Annotated in this window: 11 protein-coding genes; 10 read left to right on the forward strand and 1 reads right to left on the reverse strand. The window is 60.9% G+C overall.

The features are described from left to right. Positions 1 to 27: 27 nt before the first annotated feature. A complete protein-coding gene (gene phhA, locus EIY71_RS15625) occupies positions 28 to 819 on the reverse strand; it encodes a phenylalanine 4-monooxygenase (RefSeq protein ID WP_011333014.1) in 792 nt (263 codons plus the stop codon). A gap of 280 nt (positions 820 to 1,099) precedes the next feature. Between phhA and EIY71_RS15630 the strand changes: the two genes are divergently transcribed. From EIY71_RS15630 to EIY71_RS15675, 10 genes are all read left to right on the forward strand, one after another. After that, complete coding sequence (locus EIY71_RS15630) at positions 1,100 to 2,662, forward strand: sigma-54-dependent phenylalanine hydroxylase transcriptional regulator PhhR (RefSeq protein WP_011333015.1); 1,563 nt, start codon at positions 1,100 to 1,102, stop codon at positions 2,660 to 2,662. A 204-nt stretch (positions 2,663 to 2,866) separates the two neighbouring features. Then, positions 2,867 to 3,607 carry a flagellar basal body rod protein FlgF gene (locus tag EIY71_RS15635; RefSeq protein ID WP_007958343.1) on the forward strand — a complete coding sequence of 247 codons (741 nt, stop codon included), beginning with the start codon at positions 2,867 to 2,869 and terminating at the stop codon, positions 3,605 to 3,607. 45 nt (positions 3,608 to 3,652) lie between these two features. Then, complete coding sequence (flgG, locus tag EIY71_RS15640; RefSeq protein WP_007958342.1) at positions 3,653 to 4,438, forward strand: flagellar basal-body rod protein FlgG; 786 nt, start codon at positions 3,653 to 3,655, stop codon at positions 4,436 to 4,438. A gap of 53 nt (positions 4,439 to 4,491) precedes the next feature. Then, the gene (flgH, locus tag EIY71_RS15645) at positions 4,492 to 5,187 is read left to right on the forward strand and encodes a flagellar basal body L-ring protein FlgH (protein WP_085605729.1); all 696 of its coding nucleotides are present in this window, start codon (positions 4,492 to 4,494) and stop codon (positions 5,185 to 5,187) included. A gap of 27 nt (positions 5,188 to 5,214) precedes the next feature. Further along, the gene (locus EIY71_RS15650; RefSeq protein WP_039765528.1) at positions 5,215 to 6,303 is read left to right on the forward strand and encodes a flagellar basal body P-ring protein FlgI; all 1,089 of its coding nucleotides are present in this window, start codon (positions 5,215 to 5,217) and stop codon (positions 6,301 to 6,303) included. Between the two features lie 11 nt (positions 6,304 to 6,314). Then, complete coding sequence (gene flgJ, locus EIY71_RS15655) at positions 6,315 to 7,607, forward strand: flagellar assembly peptidoglycan hydrolase FlgJ (RefSeq protein ID WP_134022238.1); 1,293 nt, start codon at positions 6,315 to 6,317, stop codon at positions 7,605 to 7,607. Positions 7,608 to 7,628: 21 nt separating this feature from the next. Then, positions 7,629 to 9,674 carry a flagellar hook-associated protein FlgK gene (gene flgK, locus EIY71_RS15660; protein WP_085747132.1) on the forward strand — a complete coding sequence of 682 codons (2,046 nt, stop codon included), beginning with the start codon at positions 7,629 to 7,631 and terminating at the stop codon, positions 9,672 to 9,674. A gap of 13 nt (positions 9,675 to 9,687) precedes the next feature. Then, complete coding sequence (locus EIY71_RS15665; protein WP_102717454.1) at positions 9,688 to 11,259, forward strand: flagellar hook-associated protein 3; 1,572 nt, start codon at positions 9,688 to 9,690, stop codon at positions 11,257 to 11,259. Positions 11,260 to 11,376: 117 nt separating this feature from the next. Continuing rightward, positions 11,377 to 14,970 carry a glycosyltransferase gene (locus EIY71_RS15670; RefSeq protein ID WP_134022240.1) on the forward strand — a complete coding sequence of 1,198 codons (3,594 nt, stop codon included), beginning with the start codon at positions 11,377 to 11,379 and terminating at the stop codon, positions 14,968 to 14,970. 218 nt (positions 14,971 to 15,188) lie between these two features. Continuing rightward, positions 15,189 to 16,946, forward strand: coding sequence for a calcium-binding protein (locus tag EIY71_RS15675; protein ID WP_134022242.1), 1,758 nt, complete (start codon positions 15,189 to 15,191; stop codon positions 16,944 to 16,946). Positions 16,947 to 17,183 lie beyond the last annotated feature (237 nt).

The raw sequence follows: 17,183 nt of genomic DNA on the forward strand, positions 1-17,183 counted from the left end.
GACTCACTTGTAAGCAAAAGTCGCGGGTCACGCGGCTTTTGGTTTTGGCGGAAACTTCGGTGCGTGCAGACCCAGCTGCATGCCTTGCTTGACCATGGCCATGATGTCTTCGTGGGCCAGGTCGAACAGGCGCTTGAGGTTCGGCAGGACGAAATACAGCGGTTGCAGGATGTCGATGCGGTAGGGCGTGCGCATCGCTTCCAGCGGATCGAAGGCCTGATGCTCTGGCTCGTCCGACAGCGAATAAACAGTTTCTTTCGGCGAAGACAGGATGCCGCCGCCGTAGATGCGTTTGCCTTGCGGGGTGTCGACCAGGCCGAACTCGATGGTCATCCAGTACAGACGCGCCAGATAAACGCGCTCTTCCTTGGTCGCTTGCAGGCCGAGTTTGCCGTAGGTGTGGGTGAATTCGGCGAACCACGGGTTGGTCAGCAGCGGGCAGTGGCCAAAGATCTCGTGGAAAATGTCGGGTTCTTGCAGGTAGTCCAGTTCTTCACGGGTGCGGATGAACGTGGCCACCGGAAACTGCTTGCTGGCGAGCAATTCGAAAAAGGTCTGGAAGGGGATCAGCGCCGGAACGCGGGCAACCTGCCAACCGGTAGTCTCGCCGAGCACCTTGTTGATCTCGCCCAGTTGCGGAATGCGGTCGTGGGGCAGACCGAGTTTTTCGATACCGTCCAGGTATTCCTGGCACGCGCGACCCTCGATCACTTTCAACTGGCGGGTGATCAGCGTGTTCCACACCGCGTGTTCTTCGGCGGGGTAGTCGATAAAACCTTGCGCATCGGGCTCGCGGGCCACGTATTGCGTCTGCTTCATACTGCTCTCCTGCGAGGGGAATTTCGTTCTTGTTATGTCCTGCGATGAACTGAGAAATACCCCGGAACGTTCGTTGTTGCAGCAGGTTGAAGACTGGTGGAGTAGGAAAAGTCTCTTTAATTCGTAAAATTTTCGTTACGCTTCGTGCGATAAGTCGTGTTTGCGGTGACTGTCGGGTTTGAAAAGGCCGATGGCTGTCACATAATCTTGACGACTATCTTGCACGACGCGCAGAAAATTCCGGCGTCAGACCACCTCTTCACCTGTTTCGGGCCTTTATATGCGTATCAAAGTCCACTGCCAGAATCGCATCGGCATCCTGCGCGACATTCTCAATCTGCTGGTGGAGTACGGGATCAACGTCGCCCGTGGCGAGGTGGGCGGTGAGCATGGCAACGCGATCTATCTGCATTGCCCGAACCTGATCAACATTCAGTTCCAGGCATTGCGACCCAAGTTCGAGGCGATTGCCGGGGTGTTCGGCGTCAAGCGTGTAGGGCTGATGCCCAGCGAGCGGCGGCATATGGAGTTGAATGCGTTGCTCGGCGCGCTGGAATTTCCGGTGCTGTCGATCGACATGGGCGGCTCCATCGTCGCGGCCAACCGTGCGGCGGCGCAGTTGCTCGGGGTACGGGTGGACGAGGTGCCGGGGATTCCGTTGTCGCGTTACGCCGAGGATTTCGATCTGCCGGAACTGGTGCGCGCCAACAAATCGCGAATCAACGGCATGCGGGTCAAGGTCAAGGGCGACATCTTTCTTGCCGACATCGCGCCGCTGCAATCGGAACACGACGACAGCGAGGCCATGGCCGGTGCCGTGCTGACCTTGCACCGTGCGGACCGCGTCGGCGAGCGCATCTATAACGTGCGCAAACAAGAGTTGCGTGGCTTCGACAGCATCTTCCAGAGCTCGAAAGTGATGGCGGCGGTGGTGCGTGAAGCACGGCGCATGGCACCGCTGGATGCACCGCTATTGATTGAAGGCGAAACCGGCACCGGCAAAGAATTGCTGGCACGGGCCTGCCATTTGGCGAGTCCGCGCGGACAATCGCCGTTGATGGCGCTCAACTGCGCAGGGCTGCCTGAGTCGATGGCCGAGACCGAACTGTTCGGCTACGGCCCCGGTGCCTTTGAAGGCGCGCGCGCCGAAGGCAAGCTCGGGCTGCTGGAGCTGACGGCGGGCGGCACGTTGTTTCTCGATGGCGTCGGCGAAATGAGCCCGCGCTTGCAGGTGAAATTGCTGCGCTTTCTGCAGGACGGCTGCTTCCGGCGGGTGGGCAGTGATGAAGAGGTTTACCTGGATGTGCGGGTGATCTGCGCAACCCAGGTCGACTTGTCGGAGTTGTGCGCACGAGGCGAGTTTCGCCAGGATCTGTATCACCGCTTGAACGTGCTGTCGCTGCACATCCCGCCACTGCGCGAATGCCTCGACGGTTTGACGCCGCTGGTGGAGCACTTCCTCGATCAGGCCAGTCGGCAGATCGGTTGCCCGCTGCCGAAACTGGCACCGGCGGCGATGGACCGGCTCAGTCACTACCATTGGCCGGGCAACGTGCGGCAGCTCGAGAACGTGCTGTTCCAGGCGGTTTCGCTGTGCGACGGCGGCACAGTCAAGGCCGAGCACATTCGCCTGCCGGATTACGGCGTGCGTCAGCCGCTTGGCGATTTCTCCCTCGAAGGCGGGCTGGACGAGATTGTCGGGCGCTTCGAGAAAGCGGTACTGGAGCGACTGTATTCAGAGCATCCGAGCAGCCGGCAACTGGGCAAGCGGCTCGGGGTTTCGCACACCACGATTGCCAACAAGCTGCGTGAGTATGAAGTCGGCAAGGACGCGTCCGAGTGATCACGGCCGGATCGGGTGTTTGCCGCCAAGCGGCATGACACCGCCGGTTTTTCGACTTCGATACATTTCCCTCATCCTCGCAAAATCCCTCAAGTCCTTTGTTTACCGGGCCCTCAGCCGCCAGAAAAAAGTTGGTCTGCAAATTGCTTATGGCTCAGCAGTACAGCGGTGGGCGGCAAACGTCCGGCATGCAGAGGAAAGAGTGTGGACAAGTACCTTTATGTGGCAATGACCGGCGCCAGCCAGAACGCACTGGCGCAAAAGGCTCATGCCAACAACCTGGCGAACATCTCCACCAATGGTTTTCAGCGCGACCTGGAGCAGGCGCGTTCGATGCCGGTGTTCGGTGACAGCTTTCCGGCGCGTGCGTTTGCCATGAGCGAACGGCCCGCCACCGACTTCACGCCGGGCTCGCTGGTGCAGACCGGCCGTGACCTCGACGTCGCCGTGTCGGGCAACGGCTGGATCGCCGTGCAGAACCCTAATGGCGGTGAAAGCTACGTGCGCACCGGCAGCCTCAACATCGATGCCCTCGGCGTGTTGCGTGCCGGCAACGGCATGCCGGTCATGGGCAATGGCGGGCCGATCGCCGTGCCGCCGGAGCAGCAGGTGGAAGTCGGTGAAGACGGCACCATCAGCATCCGTGCGATGGGCGAGGGGCCGCGCGTCATGGCCGAAGTCGACCGGATCAAGCTGGTCAACCCGGACATCAAGAACATGAACAAGGGCCTGGACGGTTCGATTTACACCAAGGACGGCCAGCCTGCGCCGGCCGATGCCAACGTCAAACTGGTGTCGGGTTTCCTGGAGTCGAGCAACGTCAATGCCGTTGAAGAGATGACGTCGGTGCTGGCCCTGGCCAAGCAGTTCGAACTGCACGTCAAGATGATGAATACCGCCAAAGACGACGACCAGGCCATGGCTCGGGTCTTGCAGATCAGCTAATTATCAGAACGTCGCGCCGTAAAACAGGCGCACGAGGAGAATCGAATGCTTCCGGCTCTATGGGTTGCCAAAACCGGTCTGTCCGCCCAGGACACCAACCTGACCACCATTTCCAACAACCTGGCGAACGTGTCGACCACGGGTTTCAAACGTGACCGCGCCGAGTTCCAGGACCTGCTGTACCAGATCAAGCGTCAGCCAGGCGCCCAGTCGACCCAGGACAGCGAACTGCCGTCAGGTCTGCAAGTGGGTACCGGTGTGCGCATTGTCGGCACCCAGAAAAACTTCACCGCCGGCAGCCTGCAAACCACCGAGCAGCCGCTGGACATGGCCATCGACGGTCGCGGTTTCTTCCAGATCCTGCAGCCGGACGGCACCACGTCCTACACCCGTGACGGTACTTTCCACCTCGACTCCAACGGCCAGATCGTCAACGCCAGCGGTTTCGCCCTGGAGCCGGCGATTGTCATTCCGAACAACGCCCAGACCTTCACCGTAGGTCGTGACGGCACCGTGTCGATCACCGTTGCCGGCAACGCCGCGTCGCAAGTGATCGGCAACCTGCAAACCGCCGACTTCATCAACCCGGCCGGTCTGCAAGCGGTGGGCAACAACCTGTTCCTGGAAACCGCCGCTTCCGGTGCACCGCAAGTCGGTACTCCGGGCCTGAACGGTTTCGGCACCACCCTGCAGAACACCCTGGAAACCTCCAACGTCAGCACCGTGGAAGAGATGGTCAACATGATCACCACCCAGCGCGCGTACGAGATGAACTCCAAGGTGATCTCCACCGCCGACCAGATGCTCTCGTTCGTAACGCAGAATCTGTAATCAAGTCTATGAGGCGGCCATGAGGTCGCCTGCAACACCGTGAGGTAAGGGTCATGAAGCGCTTTGTATCTGTTGTGGCATTGAGTGGGGTCGTCTCGCTCGCGGGCTGCGTCGCTCCGACGCCCAAGCCCAATGATCCTTACTACGCCCCGGTGTTGCCGCGCACACCGTTGCCGTCGGCCGCCAACAACGGCTCGATCTATCAGGCCGGTTTCGAGCAGAACCTGTACAGCGACCGCAAGGCGTTCCGGGTCGGTGACATCATCACCATCACCCTGAACGAGAGGACCCAGGCCAGCAAGAACGCCAACTCGCAGGTGGCCAAGAACAGCAAGACCGGCATCGGTCTGACGTCGCTGTTCGGCAGCAGTGCGACCACCAACAACCCGATCGGCAGCAATGACCTGAGCCTGAGCGCCAGCTACGAAGGCGACCGCGCGACCAAGGGTGACAGCAAGGCCGCCCAGGGCAACACCCTGACCGGCTCGATCACCGTGACCGTCGCCGACGTGCTGCCCAACGGCATCATCGCCGTGCGTGGCGAGAAGTGGATGACCCTCAACACCGGCGACGAGCTGGTGCGGATCGCCGGTCTCGTGCGGGCCGATGACATCGCCACCGATAACACCGTGTCCTCGACCCGGGTCGCCGATGCGCGCATCACCTACTCGGGCACCGGTTCGTTCGCCGATGCGAGTCAGCCAGGCTGGTTCGACCGTTTCTTCCTCAGCCCGCTGTTCCCTTTCTAGGTGGCTACGTTGAATTTCAGAAGTCTCATGGTGGCCGCGTTCCTGTTGTCGGCGGCCTTCAATGCACAAGCCGAACGGTTGAAGGACATCGCCAGCATTTCCGGCGTGCGTTCCAACCAGTTGATCGGCTATGGCCTGGTGGTCGGTCTTAACGGCACTGGCGACCAGACCACGCAGACCCCGTTCACCCTGCAGACCTTCAACAACATGCTCTCGCAGTTCGGCATCAAGGTGCCGCCGGGATCGGGCAACGTGCAGCTGAAAAACGTTGCGGCGGTATCGGTGAGTGCCGATCTGCCGGCGTTCGCCAAGCCGGGTCAGCAGGTCGATATCACCGTGTCGTCCATCGGTAACTCCAAGAGCCTGCGCGGCGGCACTCTGTTGCTGACCCCGCTCAAGGGTATCGACGGCAACGTCTACGCCATCGCTCAGGGCAACCTGGTGGTTGGCGGTTTCGACGCTGAAGGCCGTGACGGTTCGAAGATCACCGTCAACGTTCCGTCGGCCGGTCGCATCCCTGGCGGTGCGTCGGTCGAGCGTTCGGTGCCGAGCGGTTTCAACCAGGGCAACAGCCTGACGCTGAACCTCAACCGTTCCGACTTCACCACCGCCAAGCGCATCGTCGACAAGATCAACGACATGCTCGGCCCTGGCGTTGCCCAGGCCATCGACGGCGGTTCGATCCGTGTGACCGCACCGCTCGATCCGAGCCAGCGCGTCGACTACCTGTCGATCCTGGAAAACCTCGAAGTCGATCCGGGTCAGGCGGTGGCGAAGGTCATCATCAACTCGCGTACCGGCACCATCGTCATTGGCCAGAACGTGAAGGTGTCGCCGGCCGCCGTGACTCACGGCAGCTTGACTGTGACCATCACCGAAGACCCGATCGTCAGCCAGCCGGGCCCGCTGTCCAACGGCCAGACCGCCGTGGTACCGCGCTCGCGGGTGAATGCCGAACAGGAAGCCAAGCCGATGTTCAAGTTCGGCCCGGGCACCACTCTCGACGAGATCGTCCGGGCGGTGAACCAGGTCGGCGCAGCGCCGGGTGACCTGATGGCCATCCTCGAAGCACTGAAGCAGGCCGGCGCGTTGCAAGCCGACCTGATCGTGATCTGAGGACGGCGACCATGGATATGCGCAAAAGCGGTCTGGTCAGCAGCAGCGATTCGGGTTCGTACTCCGACCTCAATCGTCTGAACCAGCTGAAGGTCGGCGACAAGAACAGCGACGGCAACATGCGCAAGGTTGCGCAGGAATTCGAATCGCTGTTCCTCGGTGAAATGCTCAAGTCGATGCGTTCGGCCACCGAAGCGCTGGGCCAGGACAACCCGCTCAACACGCCGGCCGCCAAGCAGTATCAGGAAATGTACGACCAGCAACTGGCGGTTTCCATGTCCCGCGAGGGCGGTGGTATCGGTCTGGCCGACGTGCTGATCAAGCAGATGTCGAAGAACAAACCGATGGCGCCGGGCGAGGCTGCGGCCGCATCCGCCGCCAAGCAGGAAGAAGCCAAAGCCAAGGCCGCTGCCGTAGCCACGCCGATTGCCGCCGGCACCGTGGCCACCAATGGCCCGTTGTCGCGACTCAACGGCGAGCGTCCACTGTGGGCGTCGCGTTCGGTGCATGCGCCGAACACCGAACTGACCCATCGCAATGACATGGAAATGATCAACCAGCGTCGTCTGGCGTTGCCGCCGAAACTGGCGGATCGCTTGCTCGCCGGTCTGGTGCCGTCGGCCACGCCGGCAGCGGCCACTCAACTGCCGCAACGCGCCACGACCGCCGCTGTCACCGGTTCCGGCCCGCTGTACAACGGCGACTGGCTGGACCGTGCCGAGGCAGACAAGGCTTCCGGCGGGCAGATGCAGATTTACGGCCGAGCCATGGCGCAGATCCCGCTGGCACCCGCCAAGCGCGCGTTCAGCAATGCCGACCAGTTCGTCAACACCATGCTGCCGATGGCCCAGGAAGCCGCCGCCCGCATTGGCGTCGATCCGCGTTATCTGGTGGCTCAGGCTGCACTGGAAACCGGCTGGGGCAAATCGGTCATGCGCGCCCAGGACGGCAGCAGCAGTCACAACCTGTTCGGTATCAAGGCGAGCAGCAACTGGAAGGGCGATTCGGCCCGGGCGATCACCAGCGAGTTCCGCAACGGGCAGATGGTCAAGGAGACGGCCGAGTTCCGTTCCTACGCCTCGTACAAAGACAGCTTCCACGATCTGGTGACTTTGCTGCAGAGCAATAATCGCTATCAAGATGTGCTGAAGTCGGCCGATAACCCAGAACAGTTTGTACGCGAATTGCAGAAGGCCGGTTACGCGACCGACCCGAACTACGCGACGAAGATTTCGCAGATTGCCAGGCAGATGACGGTCAATCAGAACTACGCTGCGGCCGGCGTTCCAACAACGCCCTTATAAACACAAGGTAAGGTTTGAATCATGAGTTTGCTCAATATCGGGATGTCGGGGTTGAACGCGAGTTCTTCCTCTCTGGCTGTGACAGGTAACAACATTGCCAACGTCGACACCGCCGGTTATTCACGCCAGCAAACCGTGCAGGGCACCAAGTCCTCGATTCAGTACGGTAACGTGTTCATCGGTACCGGTACGACCCTCGCCGACGTGCGTCGGGTGTACAACTCCTACCTCGAATCGCAGCTGCACACCGCCACCTCGCTGAGCAGCGAAGCGGCCGCCTATGGCGCGCAGGCGACAGCGCTGGACGGTTCGCTGTCCGACACCAACACCGGCCTGACCGGCGTGTTGCAGAAGTTCTTCACCTCGATGCAAGGCGTATCGACCTCTGCCACCGACGACACTTCCCGTCAGTCGGTGCTGACCGGCGCGCAAGCCCTGACCAGCCGCTTCAACGCACTGGCCAAGCAGCTCAACGACCAGAACACCACGCTCAACGGCAACCTTGGCGACATGGCGGCCCAGGTCAACAAACTGGCCACCTCGATTGCCAATCTCAACCAGAAGATCGGCGAGATTTCCACCAGCGGCGGCCAGCCGAACGATCTGCTCGACACCCGTAACGAAGCCGTGCGCCAGCTCTCCCAGCTGGTCGGCGCGCAGGTCGTCGAGCGCGGCACCAGCTTCGACGTCTACGTCGGCAGCGGTCAGCCGCTGGTTGTCGGTAACACCACCAACACCCTGAGCACTGTGCCGAGCAAGGATGACCCGTCGCGCATGGGCATCCAGATGGATCGCGGTTCGAGCACCATCGACATCACTTCGGTGATCAGCGGTGGCGAAATCGGCGGTCTGCTGAGCTATCGCAAGGAAGTGCTCGACCCGTCGCTCAACGAGCTGGGCCGTGTAGCGCTGGTGATCGCTGACCAGGTCAACCGTCAGCAAGCCCAGGGCATCGACAAGAACGGTGACTTCGGCGCAGCGATTTTCAACAACATCAACAGTGCCGCGCTGATCAGTCAGCGCAGCATTGCCCAGGCGGGCAACAGCGCGGGTTCGGGCAACCTTGACGTGACCATCAAGGACACCGGCAAGCTGACCACCAACGATTACCAGGTCACTTTCACCAGCGCGACCAACTACACGGTCAAGCGCTCGGACGGCACCGACATGGGTTCGTTCAGCACCACGACCACGCCGCCTCCGGTCATCGACGGCTTCACCCTGGCCCTCAATGGCGGTGCCCTGAGCGCCGGTGACACCTTCAAGGTGACCCCGACCCGTGGCGCGGCCTCGAGCATCCAGACCGTGCTCACCGACCCGAAGAAAATTGCGGCGGCGGCACCGTTGACCGGCGTGGCCAGCACCAATAATTCCGGCACCTACACTCAGCCGACGCTGACCGACACCATCGATATCTACAACCCGACCTCCCAGGCCGAGTTGCAGAACGCGCTCAAGTATTCGACCCCGGTCAAACTGGTGTTCGGTGCGGTCGCCAGCGGCAGCCAGTCGTACAACATGGTCGACGCCAAGGGCAACACCATCGGCACCGGGACCATCGTGCCGGGGCAGGCCAACACCCTGAACCTGAAGATCGGCATGGTCGACTCCACCGGCGCACCGGTGATGGATACCAGCGTCACGCCGAACGTGCAGAAAACCTTCACCGTGCAGACCACCGTGGGCGCGACGCCGAAAGCCGGCGAAACCTTCACCATGAGCCTGACCGGCGCGGCGTCTTCGGACAACCGCAACGCCCAGGCACTGGTTGGTCTGCAGACCAAGCAGACCGTGGACACCGGCTCGGGCAGCAAGGGCATCAGCCTGACCGACGCCTACAACAAGCTGGTGACCAACGTCGGTACCAAGGCCGCTCAAGGCAAGTCCGACATCGAGGCCACCACCGCCATTCTGGATCAGGCGCAGGGCGCGCGTGATTCGCTGTCTCAGGTCAACCTGGACGAAGAGACCGGCAACCTGGTCAAGTATCAGCAGTACTACACAGCGTCTTCGCAGATCATCAAAGCTGCGCAGGAAACCTTCGCCACGCTGATCAACAGTCTTTAAGGAGTCGTAATTCATGCGCATTTCCACCGCTCAGTATTACGCGACGCAAGCTGCTCAATATCAGCGCAACTACAGCAAGGCTGTCGCGACCGCGAACGAAGCCAGCAGCCTGCAGCGCATCAACACCGCCGCCGACGATCCGATCGGCGCCGGTCGCTTGCTCAAGCTCGGTCAGCAGGCCGCGATGCTTGATCAGTACAAAGGCAACATCGACACCACCAAGAGCGCGCTGACCGTTCAGGAATCCACACTGAACTCCATCACCACTGCTTTGCAGCGCGCGAAGGAAATCGGTCTGGCCGCCAACAACGGCATCGCCACCGATAAGGACCGCCAGGCTTACGCCGCCGAACTGAGCCAGATCCAGCAACAAGTGCTGGGCCTGATGAACTCCAAGGATGCCAACGGCAATTACCTGTTCTCCGGCTCGAAGACCGATACCGCGCCGTACTCGCAGAACGCCGATGGCACCTACACCTACAACGGTGACCAGACCCAGATCAACCTGGGCATTGGTGACGGCCTGTCGGTAGCCACCAACACCACCGGTTGGGATGCGTTCCAGCAGACCATCAACACCAGCCGCACCCAGACCACAATGACGGCTCCGGCCGTCGATGACGGTCGCGTGGTGCTGACCAACGGTACGGTCGGCACCGCCGCCACCTACAACGCCAAGTTTACGGCCGGTCAGCCTTACACCGTGGACTTCATCAGCAGCACTCAGCTCAAGATCACCGATGCCCTGGGCAACGACGTGACTTCCGAGGCCAGCCAGAACGGTCTGATCAGCAACAGCAACGGCGCCAACCAGACGGTCAGCTTCCGTGGCGTCGACATGAAGTTGAACATCAACCTCAAGGCTGGCGATACCAACCCGGACGCGGTCATTGCCGGTCATAGCTTCCAGCTGTCGGCTTCGCCGGACTCGTTCACCGCTTCGCGCAGCCCGGGCAACCCGTCGACCGCGGTCATCACCGGTTCCAGCGTGACCAACCAGGCAGCCTACGACGCGGCTTTCCCGTCGGGTGGCGGCGCAGTCCTGAAGTTCACCAGCGCCACCGCGTTCGACCTGTACGCGGCGCCTGTCACTGCCGACAGCAAGCCGATCTCGTCGGGTACCGTGGCCGGCGGCAACGCCACGGCAGCGGGCGTGACTTTCGCCCTCGGTGGTACGCCGGCGGCCGGTGACCAGTTCTCGATCCAGTCCAACAACCACCAGACCCAGAACGTGCTCGACACCCTGGGCCAGATGGTCACGGCGCTGAACACCCCGATCGACGGTGATCCGGTGGCCAAGCAGAAATTCCAGGGTGCCATGGAAGCCGGTCTCGGCAACATCGATAGCGCCGCCAATCAGATCGGCAGCGCGGTGACGTCCATCGGTGCCCGTGGGTTGTCGCTGGATGACCAGAACACCACTAACGAGAGCCTGCAGCTGGCAAACTCCACCACTCAGGGCACGATCCGTGATTCGGATCCGGCCGAAGTGATGACCCGCCTGACCTTGCAGCAGACCATGCTGCAGGCCTCGCAACTGGCGTTCAGCAAAATCTCTCAGTTGGGTCTGTTCAACAAGATCTGAAGCCTGAGCGGGCGCGCAAGCGCCCGCTTGCTCTGACCGCTCTGTATCAATCGTCTTTTTTTGCGGTTTCAAAGGGCTCGCTGTTCCGGGCGGGTTCCCGCCGCTTGCGAGTCCGCCGTGAATTCACTCCCCCTTGTCAGCCTCGTCATCCCTGCCTTCAATCCGCGTTTTTTCGAACGGGCCTTGAACAGTGCCGTGAGCCAGAATTACGGCAATCTCGAAATCATTGTGTGCGATGACAATCGCGGCAACGAGATCCAGGACATCACAGCGTCAGTGAGCGAGCAGACAGGCGTGGCCGTACGCTACGTGCGCAATCCACGGACGCTGGGGCTGGTCGACAACCTCAAGGTCTGTCTTGAGCAGGCACAGGGCGAATTCATCAAGTTCCTGTGCGATGACGATCTGCTCTATTCGGCTTGCATCGAGCAGCAGGTCCACGAAATGCGGCATGCCGAAGTCAGCCTGGTGGTGGCTCAGCGGCTGCTCTGGGATGCCAACGACATCATTCTGCCGGCGCGTATTGAAAACACCCCGTTGTCGCCAGTCAGTGCACTGCTCAAGGGCGACGATGTCCTGGGCATCTTTGAAAAATTCCCGGTCAACGTTCTCGGTGGATTCAGCAGTGCGCTGATGCGCCGCGCCGACGTTGTCGAGCTTTTGCCGGCGTTGACCGAGGAGGGTGCCTGCTTCGTCGCGACGCTGGATTTTGCCCTGTATGTCTGTCTGCTGCGGCGTGGCAATCTGGCGGTTTCCAATAACGTACTCAGCGCCGAACGTCTTTACCCGGAGCGTTTGAGTGCGCAACAACCGATGAAGGATGCGGCAGAAGTCGAGCGCGAATGGATTTCGCAAATGCTCAAGGCGCGCAGTGGTGAGTCGGCGCCTGCGCCGGGGTGGGTGCGCTATGTGCCGCTGACCCGTGTCGAAGAGTCGCCCCGGGTGTGGCAAGAGCTGCCCCTGAGCCGAACCCTTGGCTCCAAACAGAGCCGTCAGGAGTGGGGCGTAGGCGTCAACAGCTTCAGCTTCGGCGAACTCTACGCGCAGTGGCTGGCATGCCGGGTGCTCACCGAACAGCAGCGCCACTGGTTGCCGGAAACGCTTGCCAGCTGGCCGCAGCAGCCGCGGATTGTGCCGATCATCATTGACCGGCAGGGCAGTCGCGATGGTCTGGAGCGCACACTGGAGGCGCTCGCTGCCCAGGATTACCCGCCGGAACTGATCCTGGTGCTGTCCGTTTCGTGTCACGAGGCGACCCTCGACGGGCGCGTGTTTCACATGCCGTTGCAGGATGACGGACTGGAACAGATCAACACACTGCTGCCGCAGCTCGAAGGCGCCGACTGGTTCTATCTATTGCAGCCAGGTGATTGCCTCGTTGCGCCGGCGTTGTTGGTCATGGCCGACCGGATCGCGCACAGCCAGACCCTGACCTGTCTTTACAGCGACGAGGGTAGCCTGCGCACCGGCGAATCGGCGGAGCCTGCGTTCAAGCCGGACTTCAATCTGGATCTCATGCGCAGTTATCCCTACGTCGGGCGCGCCCTGGCGTTCAAGCGCGAGCGCTTTCTGGCGCTCGGCGGCTTTGCACCGGCGTTTGCCGAGCTGGCCCCCCATGATGTGCTGTGGCGGATGGTCGAGAGCGACGGCCTGAACGTTGTGGGACACATTGCTGAAGTGCTGCTGGAGTCCAAATTCGATCTTTCCCAATGGCTCACCGAACCGGGGGTCGTGGCGCAAAGTCCACGAATTCTCGAAGCGCATCTGCAACGGCTGGGGATTGTCCATGAAATCCGTCGTGGTGGCAGCGAGCTGCTGAATCGCGTGGATTATCACCACGCCCGACGCCCGCTGGTGTCGGTGGTCATTGTCACTCAGGACCAGACTGCTGCCGTGCAGCGCTGTGTGGAAACGCTGCTGGAAAAGACCGCTTATACCGAGTACGAATTGCTGTTGGTCGACAACGGCAGCGAAAGCGCTGAAGCGAGGGTATGGCTGGACGGCATGGCGCAACTGGGCAGCGACCGGATCCGCGTGCTGAGCTATCCGCAACAGGGCAATGCCGCCGCTGTGCACAACTTTGTGATCAGCCAGGCGCGTGGCGAGTATGTGTTGCTGCTCAACGCCTTTGCGGTGATTACCCAGGCCGACTGGCTCGATGAACTGCTCAACCATGCGCAGCGCCCGGAAGTCGGGGTGGTCGGTGCCAAGCTGTTCAATCCCGACGGCGGGGTGCTGCATGCTGGCCTGATTCTCGGTTTGAACGGGCCGGTCGGGCTGCCGTTCTATGGCCAGCCCATGCAGTCGGACGGGTACATGTTCCGCCTGCAGGCGGTCCATAACCTGAGTGCTGTCGGCGGCGATTGCCTGATGATTCGCAAGTCGGTTTTCGACGCTGCGGGCGGGCTCGACGAGCAGGACCTGAAGCAGTCGCTGAATGTCGTGGATCTGTGCTTGCGGGTTGGCCGCGAAGGCTACCTGGTGGTGATGAGTCCCCATGCCGTGCTGGCGGTGGGCGCGCGCCCAAGCGCTGCGGCGACGGCGGAAGACGAAGCGCTGCTCGCCGAGGAAAGGGACACGTTCTACCAGCGCTGGTTGCCGACCATTGCACGCGACCCGGCCTACAACACCAATCTGACGCTGCAGGGTGTGGGTGCCACCAACTTCAGTCTGGAACCTGGCTTGCGTACTGGGTGGAGTGCCTTTTCCAGGGCGCAGTTGCCGAATGTGCTGGTGGTGCCGATCAACGCCTCTGCCATCGGGCACTACCGCATGAGTCAGCCGATGATTGAGCTGCAGGCGGCCAACCGGGTCGAGGGGCGCATTTGCTACGGCTTGCCGTCGATCATCGATATCGAGCGTCAGTCGCCCGATGTGATCGTGTTGCAAGGGCGCTATTCGGAACACGCCATCGATGAAATCCCTCCGCTGAAAAAGTATTTCAATGCGCGGCGCATCTTCGAGCTCGATGACTATGTCATCGACGTTCCCCATCGCAATGCGCATATCCGCAACATGCCGAGCAAGCAGGACATGGAGCGTATGGTGCGACGCGCCATTGGTCTGTGTGATCGAGTGGTCGTGTCGACCCAGCCATTGGCTAACGCGCTGTCGGACATGCATCACGACATTCGTGTCGTACCGAACATGCTGTCCAAGGACTTGTGGAGTCACTTGCGCAGTCAGCGCCGTACCTCGAAAAAACCGCGGGTCGGTTGGGGTGGCGGCACCAGTCACCACGGCGATCTGGCCGTCATCGCCGATGTGGTGCGCGAGCTGGCCGACGAAGTCGACTGGGTATTCTTCGGCATGTGCCCGGACGATCTGCTTCCGTACATGCATGAATTCCACGGTGTGATCGATCTGGAAATCTATCCGGCGAAACTGGCCAGCCTGAACCTTGACCTGGCCCTGGCGCCGCTGGAATTCCACGTATTCAACGACTGCAAGAGCAACCTGCGGCTGTTGGAATACGGTGCCTGCGGTTATCCGGTGATCTGCACGGACACCGAAGCGTATCGCGGTTATCTGCCGTGCACCCGGATCAAGACCAACAGCACGGACGAGTGGCTGCAGGCGATCCGCATGCACCTGGCCGACCCGGATGCCAGCTACCGAATGGGTGACGAGTTGCGCGAGGTCGTCCTGCGTGACTACGTGCTGCGCGGCGATAACCTGCGGTATTGGGAATATGGCTGGCTGGCGGACTGAGCCGCGCTCGACAACCGAAAAAAGGCGACCTGAAGGTCGCTTTTTTTTCGGCCGTGAAATGCGTATTTACATTAAATGCCGACGAATGTGTGCGCGGATTAAAGCTTTGGTTTTTCCCTGTCGATATCAACGTATTCCGCGATTTATCAGTGTGCTGTGGCGGGGTGTGATCGCCACGCACGCAGGGACAGATTCATAACAAGGCAAGGAAGAAGCAAATGGCAGTCGTAAATGGAACGAGTGAAGCGGATGTCCTGATTGGCACCCAGGACAATGACGAACTCTATGGAATGGAGTCGGATGATCAACTGTTGGCCAGCGGGGGATCGGACGTGCTGGACGGCGGTGAAGGGTTTGATACGGCGACCTATTACGGCATGAGTTCGGGAGTTGGTGTCGAGGTTCGCACTGGCGCTGTTGCGGTCACAGGGGCCGATGGCAAGGTCGACACGCTGGTGTCGGTGGAGAAGGTGGTCGGCAGTTTCTACAACGACACCTTTACCGCTTCCGTGGGTGGCGTGACGCTGGACGGCAGTGTGGGTGATGACGTGTACAACGTCACCGCTGAAGGCGTGACCCTGATTGAAGAAAACAACGGTGGCTACGACGAACTGCGCACCAGCCTGAACACCGTCAAGATGGACCCGTTCATCGAGAAGCTCACTTTCACCGGTACCGGCGATTTCAAGGGTTACGGCAATGCCAGTGACAACGAGATCATCGGCGGCGCAGGTAACGACTGGCTGTGGGGTGGCGCCGGCGCTGATCACTTCGTGGGTGGCGAAGGCTTCGATACTGTCAGCTATTCCGACAGCCTCGAGGGTGTGAGAGTCCAGGATTTCGAGAACTACGATGCATTGACCATCGCTGCTGGCGACACCTTCACCGGCATCGAGGCGATTCAGGGATCGAATTTCGATGACGTGGTGTATCTGCTCGATAACGCCATGATCGTGGATGGCGCCGATGGCTACGATACCGTGAGCTACCGCCACTCCTTTGATGGCGTCAGTATCGGCATTGGTCAGCAAGCAGGTGCGGATGTCACGTTGCTGAACGTCGAGAAAGTCATCGGTACTTCGTTCGATGACCGATTCACCGCCAACGTCGCGGGCGTGACGCTGGAAGGCGGAAGAGGCGACGATGTGTACATCATCAACAGCGCCGGTGTGAGCATCGTCGAGACGGACCTCTTTGGTGGTACCGACCACGTGTACACCAGCCTGTCGTCGATGCACATGGATCCGTTCATTGAAAAAATGACGTATACCGGCACCGCAGACTTCACGGGCTACGGTAATGACGGGGACAACGTCATCGTGTCGGGCGCCGGCAATGACGTCCTGTACGGTGGCGCGGGTGCCGATCGCTTCGAAGGCGGAGCCGGTGTCGACACCGTCAGCTACGAAGACAGCACTGAGGGTTTGAGCGTCTCCCTCGGCTGGGGCCCGCAGAGCGGTATCGCCCTCTACGACACGTACATCGACATCGAAAACCTGCGTGGCAGCCATTTCAATGACGTGCTGCAAGGTGATTGGGGCGACAACATTCTGGAAGGCGGAGCTGGCGACGATTTCATTCAGGGTGGCGGGGGGGCGGACATTCTTTATGGTGGCCTGGCATCTGGTCTGGATGGCGAGGCGCCGCAGAACGATACGCTGATTGGTGGCGATGGCGATGACACCTATGTGGTGAATGCCCCCGGCCTGGTATCCATTCAGGATATGGCCAACAGCTACAACGACACCCTGATCATGAACACCATTGCCAACCTCAGTCAGTTGAACGTCACGCGTGTCGGCGACGATGCCTACCTGCACGGTGCCAATGACGGGAGCAGCGGTGTGCCGGCCAATGGCGTGAAGCTGGTGGACTGGTATGTGGGTGGGTACAACAACATCGAGCATCTGCAGACCGCTGACGGCCAGGTCTATGACCTGCCGGCCATGATCGATGGGTTCGCGATGTTTGGCTGATCCGCCCGATTGATTGAAGTAGCTTGATGAAGGGATGATTCCGGCAACGGACTCATCCCTTTTTCATGTCCGGATGTCCCGCCGACGCAGGGCTGGCGGAGCTGGCGCGTTTCCTGCAAGTCCCCCTCAAATCGCCATAAAACGAGCGCTCGCGGTCATTCACCTGCGCCCGGACTGGCAAAGGTTCAGCCGCAAAGGCCTGCAACAGCGAGGCCAAGCCCTGTGACGTAGAAGAGG

The sequence above is a fragment of the Pseudomonas sp. CH235 genome (genome assembly GCF_004368175.1).
Classification (GTDB): Bacteria; Pseudomonadota; Gammaproteobacteria; order Pseudomonadales; family Pseudomonadaceae; genus Aquipseudomonas; species Aquipseudomonas paraglycinae.